Below are 16,889 nucleotides of genomic sequence, written 5' to 3'. Positions count from 1 at the left end.
CCGCTCAACCCGTTTCGCCTCCGTCGATCGATGGAGCCCGTGGTCCGCCACTTCATGGCCGGCCAGGGCTCCGCACGGCTTGGCTTCTACGCCTCCGCCTCCGCCGCGGTTGACTGCGGCGGCGATGGCAAGCGCCGTGGCCCCGGCTCGGTCGTGCCTCCCGTGACATCCCGACGCACGTGTCTACGCGGGCCTTGATCGTGGATTCTCCTTGTTGATGGGCTGTCCACTTGCCACCCACAGGGCCCTCGCCCGCCGGGTGTTGCTGTCATAACGGCTCCCGTAGACGACCCTCCGCTGGGTGCGCGAGGTCTCCAGCTAAAGCGGCCGCGGATCACGCCCCGATCAAAGGTCTGCCCTTCACGGACCTGGGCGCCATCCGTTGATCCGGGGGCCGTCCAGGCTTCGGCAACCACGCGACCTCAGCCGCGAAAGACCCTTCAACTCCGCCTCGGCGACCCCAGCCGACTTGGGCTCGGCGCTCCAACCGTCGTGCATCGTTCGCCGATGCCAGGCGAGCCGCACCCGCCGCGCCCCCATGTCACCCCAGAGTCAACCAAACGCAGTGAGTTCAGCCGATAACCCCCACTCCCTAAGCAGCGCCCTGACGAACGAGGCGGCGATCGGCCAGGTGCTGCCGTGGGCAAGGCCCGAGCGCGAAGCCGTCCGCCGCACTGCACGCGCGGAGGAACGACACGGGGAGACGGTTACCAGGACGTGTCCGCGCCGACCCATTCGGTTGGGGGCGACTCACAACGTTGGAATCGCGCTGAGCCAACGGCACCGTCTCCAAGCACTCCTCGGAAGTTGCACTCAATGAAGTGAGCACCCCCCAATGCTATTGCGGTCATATCGGCACCCTGGAAATCACAGTTGGTGAACGTGGCATCTTCGAGGGAACACCCACGGAGCTTCGCGGAGGCAAAGTCGCAATTCCTAACCTGCGCATTTGACAAATTGGCGCGCATCAAGTCCGTTCCATTGAAGTGCCCATGATCCACGTTCAGACCAGCAAGATACAGACCAGGCAAGCTTTCCCCAGAAAGACGAAGACCCTTCAAAGAGCGAGTCGTGGTAACAAGCTGCTGCACCAAGAGACTACGAATCGCGGCCTCCTGACGCTTCTGGTCCTCGAGGCGGCGTGCTTCCTCGAACTTCAGATCCGCTTCACGCCGCTCCGCTCGCTCTCGCCGCTCATCCTCCGAAGCACGGCGGAGGCGCCGCTCTTCTTCCTTGTCACGCCTCGCTCGGTCTGCCTCCGCAACCAATAGTGCTACCCCAACCGCCGCGCCGGTCATGACCCCGACGCCCACATCAGCGAACTTTGTTGGCGAGTCCCCCACAATAAGCAGCGCTAGGCCACCGAGAACGATCGCACCCAATAGCAGAATCGATTTCTGGTTCATGGAACAAGGCGGGAAAGTTGGTCGGCGGCGAGAGAAAGGATGGTGGTCTCCTCTACATCAACACCGCGAGCCCGCAGGACATCTGCGAGTCCCCGGCGCCACGCGCTCCCGTGGCTGGCTAGCAACTGCTGTACGGGCGTCACAGCACCGTTCTGTCTGGTCCAGTTGTCCGAGAGCCAATTGGCCAGCTCATCTCTTGACGCGCCGCGCGGGGCCATCACCGCCAAGGTCATAACGCCGACAATCCCCGCTATCCGGGTCTTTCGGAAATCGATCGTGCCATCGCTACGCACACCAGCCCCCACGAATGGTGAGTCAGCTCGGGCTCCGGCCTCAAGGCTCGGCACCAACCGCTCGTCGGCTCGTTTGATGTACTCCGAAATCAAACGATCAGGATCACCAACGCCTTCAAGGCCAAACCCCTCGGTCCATATTTCGCCTGGGAATGCCAAAATTGAGTGAAGAGCCAGAAGAAGGCCTCTTTGAAAGACGACCTGAAAAGCCAAGTTGTCAGCCTTGAGACTTCGACTCGCGGCATGCACGCTCGGCCCGGGATCCGCCATCTCCAATCCCTCAATCAACCGTGAGGCGCCAACAGGATCAAGCGAGAACCACGGCTCAACTCTAGTAGATAACCACCCACTCGACTCAAATTTCCCGATGATGGCGCGATAGGGAGCGATCTCGGTCAGGGGCCGGACGATGCGCGCTCCATACTTCGCCCTGAATCCCTCCGCCAATCGTTTGACAACATTGAGAGGAAGCGAGAACGGGCGTTCCATGACCGAAGCCACTTCTAGGGCAGTCAGTAGTTCCTCCTGCACGGCGGGGGCCTCGTCAGAAGGTAGCAAGCGCGCGACGATACGCTGACAATAGCCTCGCAGCTCTTCATACTCGTCCGAGTTGGGCGCCTTTGCTGCAACGATGGCTTCTATGACGCCATGAAGGGCCAAGATCGTTGTTAGATAGGGGCTCTCGCCATCGAACTTCGCTGAATCACTTCGCCAATCCACCAGGGCAAGAGGCAACCTTGCAGAGGTCCCTACGCGCTCCGCCACACTACCTTCGGGATTCGCTTCAACAGTGTCATCCAACACGGCTCGCAATGCTGACGCCGTGACATCTCTGTCATCAAGAAGGTATTGCCTCGCTTTGGACACGCTCTTCGCATGCTTGTTTAGATCGATGAAGACAGATCTACACGCTGATAGGACGCTTGACCCGGGGCCGTTAGTGAATCCCGCTCGTGCGTCAAGTACAAGGAATAGGATCGATATTCGGGAGCCAGCAAGGTCGGCCTTGCCAGGGAACGCCGCACCAGACAGAGCGTCTTTCAGCGTTGCGAGGCGATGCTGGCCGTCCAAGACAACAGGCATGGTCGACGATGGATCCCAAGCGATGAACCCGTGGCCAGGATCAGTGGGGTGGTCATAGGTGGCAATTTGGCCGATGTCGTTCAGGGCATACCCCGCCACAGGCGGGTGAGCAAACCGGCCTGTCACGGCATAGGAATCGGCCAGATGAAGGTGCCCGTCATCCTTTTCCTTGATGAGCGGCAGGAGGGCCACTGTAAGAGAATTGAAGAATCTGGGCTCGTCGGCAGACTTTATGTAGGCACGCAGTTCACCTTGAACCCTCGACTCGTCCAGTTCGCGTTGGAAGAGTTCGTTGATATCGATGGGACGCGAGTCACTAATTGGAATGTCGCTGGGAAGCCGGATGTAGTTGACCGCATCCTCCGCACGAAGCGTGACGGCCCAGAAGGGTACCTTCGCGCTTCCAAAGTCGAAACCGCCGCGAAGAGAGAGGAATGGTCCGCGCGTTTGCGCGGCCACGGGAGGGGCAAATATTTCGCTCGTCATTAGATTCCTTAAGAGTCCATTACTTCGTTAAGCAGGGGGGCGGCCGTCCGTATTAGGAAGGACTCAAATATTCTCAGCGCACGCCCTTCATCGAAATCGTCCTCGCCGCCGTCATCTTTCCGCACTGTGGAAACATCTACAGGCACCCAGAGCACCGTACAATCTATCGCTCGGACGGGCGCGAGATCATCTATTAGGTGACTCTGTTGATCGAGGTGCTCTGTCAGACGCCTTTGCAAATTTTCAGAGATGCCGCAATAGGACGGACGCTGAAGGCGATTTCCCATGTCTGCCAATTGTTGGCCAAATTCCGTTGCTGCAGCGAGGTGCCCGACGACGACCTCCCGCCGATCCAGTGGCAGGGCTGGTCGTGCGGCCCTCCACTGCGCTCGCAGGAAGGGATCAGTGCTAGGAGCAATGATCCTTCCCTGAAGGGACATGAATCGCCCAAGGGCCTGATCAACGTCATCTTCGGGGCGGCCCAACAATAGGCGGAAGTCGAATATCCAGGCATATACGGCCGGTATCGATGGCGCCAATACTTGTTGCTGGATGGGGTCGGCTCCAATATATGTTGCAACGGAAATGGCTGATGCGGCGCCCTGTAAATTTCTGTCAAACATTTATAGGGCACATCCTTCGGTGCACATGGGAACCCGCATGCGGGTTCCACACGGCGCGTGGGCACTCAGGAATCTTACTCAAAGGATTTGAACCCGCCGAGACTGACCTGAAGTGTGGTCGGTCAAACAATGACCATCCGACGGTCAGAGCGACATTGCTAAGCACCGCGACTTGTCTCCGGCAGGTCACAGGACTTGAGGTAAGTGGGGTTGAAGTCGCCCATCACTTCAGACTGCCGCATTACAGTGCCTAGGTGCCCGACCAGGCGAAAGGCCCACTACGGCGCTGCGACCTCCACGACATGCAGCGCTGTGCGCTCTGTTGGCCGCCTGAGCCGAGTTACCGGCGCGGGACGAAACAGCTTGAGGTACCGGCTGGGTCGTTCGTAAGCATCCGTGGGGGCAGGGGGGTCTACCACCATCCCGACTGCTTCAACGTCACCGGGGATTGGGAGGGTGCGGAGCAAGCCGTGTTGGGCGAGCGCGTCATCCACACGCCCGGGCAGCTTGCCGAGTCGGACCTTCGACCGGCCGACTGTTGCCAACCACCTCAGTTGGCCAGGTAACCTGACCGGACTGACGCGGACAACGTCCGGCGCGCCTCCGGCTAGGGGTCGTCAGTTCGTCCGGGTAGCGGGTCAGCCACAGGCTGACGAGGTCTTCGTTGTCACGGTTCCGGTCCCGGCTGAGCCAGTCTGCCAGTGCCCCGAAGGCCGCACACGCCAACGCGACCGCCACAGCTCCCGAGCCAGGTTCCTTGTCGGCAACCACAACGCGACTCGACCTAGAGTCGAKTTGGGTTGTTGCGATGTTTCGGCGGACCGTGTCGGCGCCGCCCCCWACGGTGTCCAACGTGAACACCGAACTTGTGACGTGGGTCGACGATCAAATCACCGCTTCCGGCCTCGACGACGAGGTGGGTTTGCTCATCCTGGCCGCCCTAGACGGCGACGTTGAGCTCGACGCCTACCTCGCCGAGGGCGCCTCCGCGGGCCGTGAGCGAGCCAGTTTGAGCGCTTCGGTGGAGGACGCGGGCGGCACGTTCCTTATGTCGGTGACGGTTGAAGGTTTTCGCGGGATCGGTCCCGCCACGACGTTGCGACTCCACCCCCGCCCCGGGCTCACAATCGTGGCCGGACGCAACGGGTCCGGCAAGTCCAGCCTTGCCGAGGCGCTCGAGCTCGTCCTCACCGGCGAGACTTACCGGTGGCGCAACAAACCGACGATGTGGAGCGAGAGGTGGCGCAACCTGCATCACCCCCACGCGCAGGTCCACATTGGGCTGGTGGAGGAGGCACGCGGGCCGGTCACAGTAGTCACGTCATGGACCGATGACCAGACCGAACTGACATCCCGCAAGACGCGGACCCAGCGCACCTTGGACGGACAGATCCAGCCTCAACAGGACGGCCTGGGCGACCTTGGCTGGTCGCGTCCCCTAGAGCAGTTCCGCCCGATGCTGTCCTACGACGAGCTCGGGGGCCTTCTTGAACAAGGGCCGAGCAAGCTGTACGACGCGTTGGCGAGCATCCTCGGCGTCGAGCAGATCACCGACGCACTCAAAAGGATTCAGGGTCGTCTCAAGGACCTAAGGGCTCCGCAGTCGACGGCCAACACCCAGCGCAGGGTGCTGCTGACGGATGCTGCCCGGTTGCAGGACGAGCGGGCTGGCGAAGCTGCGGCACTGCTGAAAAAAACCTCGCCCGACAGCGCGGCTCTCCGGGCCCTTGCCACGGGTGTCGCGACGAGACCGGCCGGGCCGATCGGCGCGCTGCAGGCGCTGACAGCCGTCACATTCCCAACCAGCGCCGCCCGCGTCGCGCAGGTAGCTGAGCAGGTGCGATCGGCAGTCACCGGCGTCGCGGATAGCGCTGTGGCGGTCTCACAGCGCGAACTCGGTCGGCTGGAGGTCCTGGAGGCGGCGCTGCAGCTCCACGCCGACCACGGCGACATGACATGCCCGGTTTGCCGGCGCACCGAGCTCGACGACGAGTGGCGGGCAACGAGCGCGGGGTTGGCCGCCGATCTCCGTCGCCAGATGAGCGACCTTGCCAGTGCCCAGCAGACTCTACGCATCGCGTTGGCTGAGCTGGCCAAGCTGCGGGCATACAGACCGGTCGCGCTGCAGCACTCTCCGGTCCCGTCCACCGAGGACGCCGTCGGCGCCGCCCGGGCCGCTTGGGACCTCTTCGTTGACTTCCCGATCGGGGACGACATGGGTGCGCACTTGGCTTGCGCGGATCACGTCGAGACCCATGTCGGAGCACTTCTCGGCTCGCTCGAGACGTTGCGCGCGACCGCGGGCGCGGAGCTCGACCGCCTCAACGACGTCTGGCAGCCCCTCGCCTCCCGGATCGCCGCGTGGTGCGACGTTTGGGACGAGGTTATGGGTACCGAGCCGGTCCGCGACCGGCTCGCATCCGCCGAGAAGTGGCTGAAGGACAATGACCTCAAACTAAAGAACGAGCGACTTCGTCCCATTAGCGAGGGCGCCAAACACGCCTGGAGCAGACTCCGTCAAGAAAGCAACGTCGAGATCGGAACGCTTTCCCTTGAGGGTTCAGCCACCAAGCGCCGGGTGCAGATCGCGGCCACCATTGACGGTGCCGACGCAGGGAGCATCGCGGTGCTCAGCCAAGGCGAGCTCCACGCGCTAGCACTGTCCCTATTCATACCGCGCGCGACGATGGCGGACTCGCCCTTCCGTTTCCTCGTCCTCGATGACCCCATCCAGGCAATGGACCCCGCGAAGGTTGACGGGCTTGTCGAGCTACTAGGCGAACTCGCGCGCAATCGCCAGATCGTCGTGTTCTCCCACGATGACCGGCTGCCTGCAGCCGTGCGCAGGTCCAGTCTCGATGCCACGATCCTCGAGGTCACCCGCGGCCACGGCTCGCGTGTTTCGGTCAGCACCCTCACCGACCCGTCGACGCGCTACCTCAAGGACGCGTTTGGCTTGATCGCCGAGCACGAAGCCGACCGCCTGCCCGAGCTCGCTGTACGCCGCACACTGCCCGGACTGCTCCGTTTCGCCACCGAGGCGGCGGCCAAGGACACGTTCTTCAGCCGCGCGATCAAGGGTGGCGCAGCGGTGACCGAGGTCGAGGACGAATGGCAGGCAGCCGGGACGACCCGCAAGAAGGTCATGCTCGCCGTCTTCAGCGAGCTACGCCCCGATCACGAGCTCGACAGCTGGGCCAGCGCGCCCTACCGGAAGTTCGCTTTACGCAATGTCGGGACGGCGATGCACAACGGTCTCAAACCCGAACTCGACCCAAGCGAGGTGGCCAAGGACGTCGAGCGGCTCATCAAGGACCTCAAGGCCACCGCGTGAGCACCCTCCTCGCCCTTGCGGTCGCCCAGCTCGGTCAAGACGACTCCCACGCCAACCGCCGAGCGGCATGGTTCGCCCGCTCAGCGCTCGAGGATGTTGTGACGAAACTGCTCCAGGCCAAGGGCGTCGACCCAGGCCCCATGGCCAGCGGACGAGCCAGGCTGACCTGCCTCGAATCCCTCTATCGCGAAGAAGAGCCAGCGCTCGCGACACGGGCCGAGTATGCCTGGGCGCGCTTGAGCGAAGCGTGCCATCAGCACGCGTATGAACTGACTCCTGGCCACGTCGAGGTTCTGCACCTTGTCGAGGTCGTGGGCGGACTGGCAGAGCGGGCGGACAGGGCGGCGATCAACGCGGGCTAGTTGCCGAGCGACCCTTGGCCGCCGTCGATCAAAGGACCGCTCGACGGTCACGACGACCCTGATGAGCCGGGGACCCTGCCACATGGTGATGAGCGCGTTGCCCTAGCTCGCGTGACGCGGCGGATACAGCACGGCGACCCGGCCACCGGAGAGCGCTCGAATGTGTTGGACGATGGGGACCCATACCGGAAGATCGTTCTCGGTGAGCCATCCGACGTGGTGCGCTTCGCGGGCTAGGTAGAAGAGAGCCCCTCGCGCCATGTCCAAACCGACATGGTCAGGCACCCTGCCCCCGCGTTTCACCACTTCAAGGATGGGACCCACTTGGTCGTACAGCCGGTGCGGGTCGCGGGCCAGCAGCTCGTATCCGTCGTAGGTGTGGGCGAACTCATTGAGGACGTTGATGTCGTCCACGGGGGGAACTTCGATGAAGCCGTCTCCACCGGGGATCCGACCCCTGCGCGTCGGCTGCGCACCGTCATTCACAGCGGCARCCAGTGTGGCGATGCTGTGCCCGCGGGCCCGTCGGTCGGCCAAGTTGAGACGTTCACCGGAGGCTGTCCAGACGAAGCCGCCGGCGAAGTGGGCCACCACAGTGCCGTCGCGCACGAGCATCCACACTTGCTTTGGCCGGTAGGCGGCCGTCTCTGGGCGGGCGCGCAGGTGGCTGTCGCGGGGTTTCTCCCCTCTGCGCCCGTTGAACGCCATCATCGGTTTCGCGTTTGCGGCGTCGGCCGTAAGGACGGCGCCGATGACCCGGTAGCCAATCCCTTCAGGGGTGCTCTGTGGGTGTCGTTTGGGCGGGGTGACTCCGAGGTGTTCGTGAATCGTGTTCGTTACGAGCCCAACGCCCCCGGGCGAAGCCAGGGTTTCCCACACCACCGAGGTGTCCAGTGTCGGACAGGGCGCCGCACCGTCGCCGGACGGGAAACGAACTGCAGTGCGTGGGTCGATCTGCAGCACCTCGGTGGCGGTGTCGACATCGATCAGGCAGAGAGCCTCCTGCGGACCGTCACCGACGTAGCCTGCGATGACCCGCCAAGTCGGGTGCCATCGGACCAGTTCTGCCGCCAACCTCCATGCTGCCGCCTCCGTTTGACGCAGTTGCATGACCCCTCCTTCAGCAGCGCGAATGCGGCACGTGCTGGGATGCTACCCAGCCAGCCCTCACGACCACGGCGCTTCAGTCTCCTGGGTCTGTTCGGGCTGCCGCCTTACCGGCCAAGAAGAAGAAGCTGCAGGACATTTGGTCAACGCAGACCACAGCGACTGGCCTCTCCGGTTGAATGACAGCGACCATCGCGACGCTCGGAAGGCAGGTGTGCACGTGAGTCGTTGGGCAGTCGCTCGCGATCTTGGGCCAGCGGCGACGGTGGACCCGTGGGGCGATGCCGCCGGTGCCCGGCTCATCTCGTTGATGTGGTCAGCGCTGCCCGACCCGGACGCATTCGCCGACCAGTTCCCGGCCCGACCACCTGACCGAGCCGACCCATGGACCAAGTCCATTTGGTGGACCCCCTTGGTGCACCTGTCTCGGTTCGGGCTCGGGCTGCCGAATCCCGGCGCCAGTATGCCGAGCCTGATGCGATCGACCGGCGGCAACGAGGCGACGAAGCGCGCCAGACGCCTCATTGAGCTGTGGTGGGGTGCCGGCGTCGACGAGTTCGCTGCCTGGGGCATCCTGGGTGGGGACCATTGGTTGAGAACGGGCGGACGCTGGCACCTGGAAGTCGCGGACGACCGACTGACCGACCGGCCGGAGGACCTGGCGCATTTGGTCCGCCGTGTCCAGGAGACCTCCGCGTGGCGGTCGACGTGGACCGGCGGTGGAGACCCCCTCCATCTCGCCGACCACTCGGCCCACCCGTTGTCTCCGGAGGCACCCGTCCACCTGTCCGCCAGTGGCGAGCGGCTGGTCCTACGGTCCCTGGGCTACGGGGGCTGGTACCACGCGCTGATGCAGCTGGTGCCCCTCGCCGAACCGGGCGGCACCCGGGTGACGGTCGAGATCCACGGATTCGGCGAGCTGGGAACCTACCCCCTCGCGGCCGGACACTTCCCCAGACTTGTCAGTGTCCCTACCCTGCATCGCCCCGAGCGGTCACTGGCCGGTGTCCGTAGCGCCTCAGCGCCTGGCCGGGCCCGGGAATCGACCATGCCGGCAACTCCGACTGCCCCGGCCACTCTGCTGGCCGTGGTGCTGGGGCGATGCGTGGAGCATCTGCGCCAGAAGCCCGGGACGCGGTTCGTTCTGGACGTACCCACCTGGCCTGACGGTGATGGCGTGTACGCACAAGCCCTCGGGCACGACGACGGCAGCGTCTACGCGGAGGTACCCGGCAGCGCCTTCTTCGACTCACCACTGGCCGATGTCCAGCTGGAGCAGCTGCGCACACTGGGCTGGTCCACACCGGACGACGACACGCCCAACCATTGGCAGCACTGGCCGGCGCATGTCGCCGCGGCAGCCATCGCCGAGACCCTCAGATTCACGCTCAAGGCCGTCTACGGGGCTACAAGTGGGCAGTTCTCACTGGCCCCAGCCGCGCTGGCCGCTCACGTCGTGCCCGACCACGTCAAACTCAGCATCGGCAACGACGACCATTTCCGGTCCTGGCTGGCGACGATCGAACGGGCCGGTGCCCCTTCCCCGTCGGCGGTCGCCCTCAGCGTGGCGCGTTGCCTCGAGGTAGACGCCGCACGCACACAGTCCGGACACCCCTGCCGGAAAGTCGTCAACCTCCAACCGGCCGCCCCAAACCGGTTCCAGGTACCCGAGGCGTGGGCGGGCAACCTCGAAACTGGGCGCATCGTGTTCCTCTCGTCCAACCCATCGATCAGCGAAGCCGGTGACCATCAAAGCGGTGACGTCGCCGAGCTCTACCCGACCGCCGACTGGGCCGACGAAGACATCACGGACTTCGTACGACACCGATTCGACTCACCCAGCGGATGGGCCACGGAGGACGGCCGCTTCCGACGAAAGGACGGCACTCTCTCACCGAAGCCGGTGGCGTTCTGGAACAACATCCGCCACCGCGCCGAGGAACTGCTCGAACGCCCGGCGAGCCCCGCGCACGACTACGTCATGACCGAAGTCGTCCACTGCAAATCAAAAGCAGAAGCGGGAGTCGCCCAAGCGGCCCTCACCTGCGCCGACCGGCACCTCGACAGCATTCTGAATCTCAGCCCCGCCGACCTCGTCGTCGTCCTGGGCCAACGGTCCCGCACTCTCCTTTCCGGCATCTGGCCGCTCGGGCCGGCCTTCGGGCTCCAGAAGGGCGAGCACTGGCGCGAGGGCGACAACATGGCGTTGGTCAACGTCGGAGGACAGCAACGGCTGGTCGTCTACCTCTGGCATCCGACCGGAAGTACCGCACCCAAGACCTTCGCAGGCGCCTACCCGACCCATATAGGTGACCTACGCGCACTGCTGAGAGGCGAGATCGGACCCGAGGGGGTGATCTCCAGCGGCGGCCAACGCCAGTAACTTGCGCCGCTCGACCGGGATCGTCGTATCACCCGCCCGTCAGTACTACTGGGCCTGAGCGGCGGCGGACAAGCAACCTGGCCGTAGGGCCAACCAGCGTGGCGGACCCGACGGTCGATAGGCGAGCCACGCCCGTTCCCGGGACGGTGTCGCACGGCGTCCGTACGCTCGGACTTGCCTGGAGGTCCATGGGCGCGGGCGACACGAAAGGGCGGAGGCATGGTCGACGGTGACTTGGACTCCCTTTGGGACGCGGCCTTCACGGCGCAGGAAGAGCAGCGCGCCGGGATCCCACCTCGGCCGATGCTCACGCGGGCTGAGGCGATGAGGAAGGCGACTGCGTACTTCCGCGAGGAGGGAATGCCCGATGTGGCTGTCTCGGCGCTGCCGAACCCCCTCCAGGGGCTGTGGATCGTTGGGCATCAGGACCCGCACCACTCGGATGAGGTGATGGTAGGCGGCGGTCCGCTGGTGGTGCCGACCAACGGCCGGGTCTACATGGCAGCGGGATCGATTCCGCCTTGGCCCGAGGAGACTGGGCTCGAGGAGCCGGAGAGCTGGGCATACGACCGTGGAGAAGACGTCCTGCGCGGAGGCTGGGCCGATCGACTCGGCGGCGAACTCGAGGAGGAATACTGGTCCAGGCTCCTGGAGTTTGTGGAGGACGAACGCGGGAGGCACGACGTGTTCCCTCCTCCTTCCAAGACCTTCGCGGCTTTCGAGCTCACGCCTTTCGACACGGTCAAAGTCGTGATTCTCGGACAGGACCCCTACCCCAACCCGGGGCAAGCGCATGGACTCGCCTTCTCGGTACCGGTCGGAGTTCCGAAGCCCCCGTCGCTCAAGAACATCCATGCGGAGCTCGAGTCTGATCTGGGTGTCCCTGCGCCCGCTCACGGCAACCTGGAAGCCTGGGCCAAGGATGGCGTGCTCCTGCTGAACACGGTGGCGACCGTACGCGCTGGCTCGAAGGAGGACCGGATGGTTCACCGGCGCTGGAGATGGAACCAGCAGGGATGGGAGACATTCACCGACGCGGTCGTCGACACCATCAACGCCCGCCCGGTCCGAGTCGTGTTCATCCTGTGGGGCAAGGACGCCGCGCGCAAAGCGAAGCGCGTGGACCTCTCACGCCATGCCGTGATCAGCTCGTCACACCCCTCTCCCCTCTCGGCAAACCGCAGCTTCCTCGGCAGCCGGCCCTTCACCAGAACGAATGAGCTGCTCGAAAAGTCTGGTCAAGAGGGCATCGACTGGGTCTAGGGCTTCGACGCTATGCGCTGGGCCGGCGACGCCTCATGTCGAGGAGCGCCATTGGCTGGCTCAGATGTGTGCATAGTTAGCGGCTTCCGGATCACACTGACGGTTGTCGCGAGCCTCCTGGTGGGAACGTCGTTGCGTCGGGGTGTGCAGTCCACTGCATCAGGGTGCGTCAGGGCGGGTCGCGCCTCAACCGTTACCGACTGATGTCCCGTGGTCCAGCGGCGTCGATGGACTTGCCGCGGCTTGGGCTAGCCACTGTTGCAGTGCCAGCACGCAGCACTCTGCCCCTGCTGGGAGACGCTGGGCGGTGCCGGACGCTATGGCGCTGACCTGCGCGAACTACACTTTGCGACGTTTTCAGACGACAGTCTGAGACGTCCTGACACGACACTTTGCGATCCCTAGGACGGCATTGGCGAACAGATCCGCCTCGGTCCTGAGTTCACTTGGTGCGACGGCTCCTAGTGCCTTCAGACCAAGAAGGGCTATGGCCGCATGTCGTCGTGCTTGCGTACGGCTGAGAGTTCCACCGAGCCGTCTGGGCGCTGCCAGTAGTGCAGGCGGCGAGCTTGTGGGGTGTTGCGTTGCAGCGCGACCCGCCAGCAGGTGGACCCATCCGCACGCTTGACGTAGGCGGCGCTGGGACCGTCCGACTCCCGAAGCTGGTGGCTGTCGCGGCTTCCCAGCTCGTGCACTCGACCGGTGAGCACGTCGACGACCACGTCGACCACCTTTTGACGGCTGATGCCGTCAACGTCGTCGAGTGAGGCGATGAATCCCTCTGCCAACTCGTAGGCGGCCAGGGGCAGTGACGACTTCTCGTCGGGAGTCGTGCGCCGTGCCCACGCCAGACGTACCTCGAACTCGAGCTGGTCGACGGGGTGTGCGAACAGGTGTCCGTCGTTGGCGGACACCGCGAGCTGGGCCGCGAGCCCATCGGCTTCACGCGCCCTGCGGTCGGCCACGTTGCTGGCTTCGCGCGCCTGCGCGCGAAGCCGTGTGCGCTCAACTTCCAGCCGCTCGAGCCGTGTCCGGGCCGACGCGAGTTCGTGCAGGTACCCGTCTCGCTCCTGCCTCATCGCGGCCAGCTGTGACGCCAACTCCTGCGCATTGCCGCCGCCGGGCGCGACAGGTGCAGGCGGCTCCTCAGTCACGACCGCATTCGCGGGCGGCTCGACCTCCACCGGCGGCGCGACGGCCTCAGCGAGAGCGAGCCACGGGGGCCCTCCGGCGAACAAGGCGGGTGCGTAGGGCTCGGCCTCCGGGTCCACGTCGATCAGGTCGAGGACCCATCCCTTGCCGGTGGTCGCGCCCACGGTGACGACCGTGGCCTTGACCACCTCCCCCATTGTCAGCAGTTCGGTGAGGGCCACTTTCTGGTCCGCGACCACGACGCTGCGGTCCGCGAACACCCTGAGTTCAGGCAGCAGCTCGAGATGGCACCCACCCTTGTCGACGCGGGCTACCCGGCCGAGCACGGTCTGTCCCGCGGAATACGCCTGCGCAAGGCTCGCGGTCGACCGCATGGAGGCACGCACATCAAGACGGTGGCTTTCCGAATCCAGGTCCCCGGTCACGGTCATGCCCTTGACGAACAGACGTTCAGCAGCGACGCCCGGAACCGTGAGCTCTGGCCATACCGAGGCCATCCCCCTGTCGGTGTCCACCAACGCACGACCGCCGGCCGTCCCCAACACCGCACCGCCGGCCGTCACCAGCCGCCCGGCGCTTGGCGCTTTGAACAACCCTGCTGCGAGAGCCATCCCCATGGCATCGGCAATGAGCAGCTCAGTCATTCGTACGCGGTCGTGGATCCCAAACGCGAACCGCAGCGGCGACGCCGATGGGCGGGTCACCCAAGACGTATCCGTGGGGTAGACCCGACTCGCTCCCCCGTACACCTGGGTCTGCGCTGGCATCGCGACCGAGAACGCCCAGGAAACGTCACCGGTGGGGACGATGTAGATCTCAGCGAGGTCGGCCAATGCTTCCGCAATCTCATCGACATCGACGTACGGGGCGGCTTGGCCGGCCGCCGTGCTGACGACAACCACGGGACGGGCTCGATCCGGCCTGTTGAGACTGGCGGCGAGGGCCCGCGCCTCACTCTCGGATCCGACCAGCTTTGCACCCTGGCTCGCTATCACCGTCACAAGAAACCCCTCCCCAGTCCTGGCAGATGACACTAGAAGGCGGTACCGACACAGGCACCAGAAACCGATCAAACAGGACCAATGGGTGCCGTAATCGGCCCGATCGGCCGATTCAAGCGAGCGTCAAAGAGTCCGTGGCCCACGAGGCGAGGGCAAAGACGCTCGATCGGGACGGCACCTCCCCACAAGAGCACGAGGGGTTCGCGGCCGCATCACGCTCGGTAAGTCCAAGCAAGGGGCTCACACAAACGAGTGCTGGGCCGCGGGCCGCGCGGGGCGTCCTAGCCTTGCCCACGACCTCGAGTTGACCACTTCTCCCACGCCCACCCAAGGGCCTTCGCGACGGCTTCTACCGACAGGGTCGATGGGCGCGCCTCAAGCGGATGTTCCGCGAGGTACTCCATGGCCCGATCGCCCTGAAGCGACGCCTCATCTCCGATGAGGCGCCACACCTCGTATGTGGAGGTGTCGTGCTCGATGGCAAAAGAGAGGACACTCTGATCGGCCTTCCGGTAGCCCTCGACGAGCGCTGATCGGGCCTCGTCATACAGAGACGTGAAAGCGGCGTCCATCGTGTCCTCCATTGCGTCAGGGTGCCTCGATGTTGCGAGGACGTCGGACTGCCACAGAGTCCATAACTGGCGGCAGCGGCACGGGTCGTCGAATCATGGCCTGGGTTCCGGCTCGGTTGTAGGAGTGGTTGGCCGCGACGTTTCGATATCTGTCACGGATGCTTCGAGGGCAGGCGCACCCTGCGCGATGAGCACTGTCGGCACCTCAGACGGTGGGAGCCGCATGAAGCTCGCCAACAACTCCCCGAACCGTTCGGTGTCGGCACGGTGTTCTCCGTCCTTGGCCCACGAACCGAACTTCAGAGTCAGACTCGTCTCCTTGGTGATGACGTCGAGAGTTGGGCTCTTGTCCCTGGGTGTGTGGGGCCTCCTGACATAGCGAAGGTCGTCGAGGTCCAGGGCGATGTCGATGGCACCGACCCGTCGAAGTGAGTCCTGTTTGGTAATCAGCACCCTTTGGTCGGTAACAGCCACCCATCCCGAGTCGCGGAAGTTCCAGTCCCATCGGTCGCACGACGCCTCTGCCAACGCGAGAACCTGCTCCCCCCGTTCGAGACGCAAGGGCAGGATGCGCTTCAGCTCACCTGGAACACCCGCTTCGAAGACTCGGATCGCGGGCAGCTCGAAGGTAGCCGGATCCGTGTGGACCGTCGCATCCCTGATAGCCGCAAGCGCCTTCTGCAGCTGCCGCACCATCTGCGCGACTTCCTTGGCGGCGCTCTCGCTGCTACCTATCTTCAGTTTCCGCTTGCCAGGCAGCTCGCCGATGACGGCGAACTCCCGGGCGAGCTGCTCAAGCAGCCAGTCGGTCTCGTCCAACGTCTTGCTGTGCAGCTGGCGAGCGTCGGTCACGAGCTTCTTCAGCAGCGCCTCGTCCCGAGGGTTCGATGCCGCGCCGTCGAGAAGGTGGCCGGCACGCATCGCCTGATAGGTGAACCACGATGTCTGCGCCAACAGCAACGCCTGGACGTCGGCCAGGATCGCCTGCCCGTTGTCCAAAAGGTACTGCTGACGCTGCTTGTGCCCGTGCCTTGCTCGAAGCCCCGTGACGTGTCCTTGAACAGCCCTTTCGAACAGATCCCATTGGGTCGACAGGGGTCCTTGGTACCCGCGGATCTCCTTGTAGATGGAATCGGTAACGACACCGATCTCGCGGGCGTTGCCGAGCTCCTTGATCAGTGTGTTGTAGTACCCCGTTGCCTCGGACCACTGCTCCTGCCTAACCACCTGGAGCACCTTGGACGTCAGCTCGAGGTTGTGTTTGGCGAGCTCAGCAATCTGGTTCAGCTGGAACTGAATGGCCATCAGCGTCAGGGCCGGTCCCATCGACGCGACCACCGAGGCCGCCGTTGCCCCACCGGCGGGTAGCCACCTGACCTGGGCGACGAACCTGCCCTCGGTGGCGAGGGTCCCCAGGTTCCAACCGTCCTTCACCAGCGGTGCGGCGGTCTTGAGCTGCTCGAGAGTCTGCGGCGCGAGTCGGACCAGACCATGCGCCTGCATCAGTCCGTTCACGCCCTGAGCCACGGCGTTTCCGAAACCCGCCGCGTCGGCGATCGTGTTGGACAGCGAAGCGCGGGTGGCCTCGTCCACCAGGGTGAAAGGGATGAGCTCGAGACCCGTCGGGACGGCGTCGCCAAAGAAGACGGCCAGGTCGTCCGCAATCTGCACGAGCGCAGTCGAAGGGTCGGTGCTCTCGTGGACGTCGCCTGACTCGCCGCCAGGATGCGGCTCAGTCTCGAGCTCGGTCTCGGGTTCGTCGGTCATGGGTGTCCTCGCTTCGTCTTCACACGGGGGTTGTCGCGGGGTACGTGTACCTCGATG

The 16,889-nt window shown here is 64.5% G+C and carries 11 protein-coding genes; 5 read left to right on the top strand and 6 right to left on the bottom strand.

Annotated elements, in window-relative coordinates; genetic code table 11:
* Positions 1-707: 707 nt before the first annotated feature.
* Complete coding sequence (locus tag AC1DV7_RS10490) at positions 708-1,298, bottom strand: pentapeptide repeat-containing protein (protein WP_477597080.1); 591 nt, start codon at positions 1,296-1,298, stop codon at positions 708-710.
* Between the two features lie 104 nt (positions 1,299-1,402).
* On the bottom strand, positions 1,403-3,241 hold the full coding sequence (locus tag AC1DV7_RS10485) for a DNA sulfur modification protein DndB (RefSeq protein WP_477597064.1): 1,839 nt from the start codon (positions 3,239-3,241) through the stop codon (positions 1,403-1,405).
* 224 nt (positions 3,242-3,465) lie between these two features.
* On the opposite strand from AC1DV7_RS10485, the gene AC1DV7_RS10480 reads away from it, so the two are divergent.
* The 3 genes from AC1DV7_RS10480 (at position 3,466) to AC1DV7_RS10470 (ending at position 7,587) form a co-directional block, all read left to right on the top strand.
* Positions 3,466-3,759 carry a hypothetical protein gene (locus tag AC1DV7_RS10480; protein WP_477597063.1) on the top strand — a complete coding sequence of 98 codons (294 nt, stop codon included), beginning with the start codon at positions 3,466-3,468 and terminating at the stop codon, positions 3,757-3,759.
* A gap of 985 nt (positions 3,760-4,744) precedes the next feature.
* Positions 4,745-7,225, top strand: a complete 2,481-nt coding sequence (locus AC1DV7_RS10475) for an ATP-binding protein (RefSeq protein WP_477597062.1) — start codon at positions 4,745-4,747, stop codon at positions 7,223-7,225.
* Positions 7,222-7,587 carry a hypothetical protein gene (locus AC1DV7_RS10470; RefSeq protein ID WP_477597061.1) on the top strand — a complete coding sequence of 122 codons (366 nt, stop codon included), beginning with the start codon at positions 7,222-7,224 and terminating at the stop codon, positions 7,585-7,587. Before AC1DV7_RS10475 ends, AC1DV7_RS10470 begins: the two co-directional genes overlap by 4 nt.
* Before the next feature lie 102 nt (positions 7,588-7,689).
* Here AC1DV7_RS10470 and AC1DV7_RS10465 read toward each other — a convergent pair whose 3' ends face one another.
* Positions 7,690-8,697 (bottom strand): TY-Chap2 family putative peptide chaperone, encoded by a 1,008-nt coding sequence (locus AC1DV7_RS10465; protein WP_477597060.1) that lies wholly within the window; start codon positions 8,695-8,697, stop codon positions 7,690-7,692.
* Positions 8,698-9,169: 472 nt separating this feature from the next.
* Between AC1DV7_RS10465 and AC1DV7_RS10460 the strand changes: the two genes are divergently transcribed.
* Both AC1DV7_RS10460 and ung read left to right on the top strand, forming a co-directional pair.
* Complete coding sequence (locus AC1DV7_RS10460; protein WP_477597059.1) at positions 9,170-11,077, top strand: TY-Chap domain-containing protein; 1,908 nt, start codon at positions 9,170-9,172, stop codon at positions 11,075-11,077.
* Positions 11,078-11,296: 219 nt separating this feature from the next.
* Positions 11,297-12,340 (top strand): uracil-DNA glycosylase, encoded by a 1,044-nt coding sequence (gene ung / locus AC1DV7_RS10455; protein ID WP_477597058.1) that lies wholly within the window; start codon positions 11,297-11,299, stop codon positions 12,338-12,340.
* A 485-nt stretch (positions 12,341-12,825) separates the two neighbouring features.
* On the opposite strand, the gene AC1DV7_RS10450 is transcribed toward ung, so the two are convergent.
* The 3 genes from AC1DV7_RS10450 to AC1DV7_RS10440 all read right to left on the bottom strand — a co-directional run bounded on the left by AC1DV7_RS10450 (position 12,826) and on the right by AC1DV7_RS10440 (position 16,832).
* Positions 12,826-14,394, bottom strand: coding sequence for a hypothetical protein (locus AC1DV7_RS10450; RefSeq protein ID WP_477597057.1), 1,569 nt, complete (start codon positions 14,392-14,394; stop codon positions 12,826-12,828).
* Positions 14,395-14,774: 380 nt separating this feature from the next.
* Positions 14,775-15,077 (bottom strand): hypothetical protein, encoded by a 303-nt coding sequence (locus AC1DV7_RS10445; RefSeq protein ID WP_477597056.1) that lies wholly within the window; start codon positions 15,075-15,077, stop codon positions 14,775-14,777.
* 81 nt (positions 15,078-15,158) lie between these two features.
* Positions 15,159-16,832, bottom strand: a complete 1,674-nt coding sequence (locus tag AC1DV7_RS10440) for a hypothetical protein (protein WP_477597055.1) — start codon at positions 16,830-16,832, stop codon at positions 15,159-15,161.
* Positions 16,833-16,889: the final 57 nt, after the last annotated feature.

Source organism: Pedococcus sp. P2_E4, assembly GCF_056403935.1.
The sequence above is the reverse complement of the archived record's forward strand: the minus strand, read 5'-3'. Positions and strand labels throughout refer to the sequence as shown.

What these genes read in the sequence shown, in the direction of transcription:
- AC1DV7_RS10445 (WP_477597056.1), bottom strand. Translation starts at nt 15,077, where the DNA reads ATGGAGGACACGATGGACGCCGCTTTCACGTCTCTGTATGACGAGGCC.
- AC1DV7_RS10490 (WP_477597080.1), bottom strand. Translation starts at nt 1,298, where the DNA reads ATGACCGGCGCGGCGGTTGGGGTAGCACTATTGGTTGCGGAGGCAGAC.
- ung (WP_477597058.1), top strand. Translation starts at nt 11,297, where the DNA reads ATGGTCGACGGTGACTTGGACTCCCTTTGGGACGCGGCCTTCACGGCG.
- AC1DV7_RS10460 (WP_477597059.1), top strand. Translation starts at nt 9,170, where the DNA reads ATGCGATCGACCGGCGGCAACGAGGCGACGAAGCGCGCCAGACGCCTC.
- AC1DV7_RS10440 (WP_477597055.1), bottom strand. Translation starts at nt 16,832, where the DNA reads ATGACCGACGAACCCGAGACCGAGCTCGAGACTGAGCCGCATCCTGGC.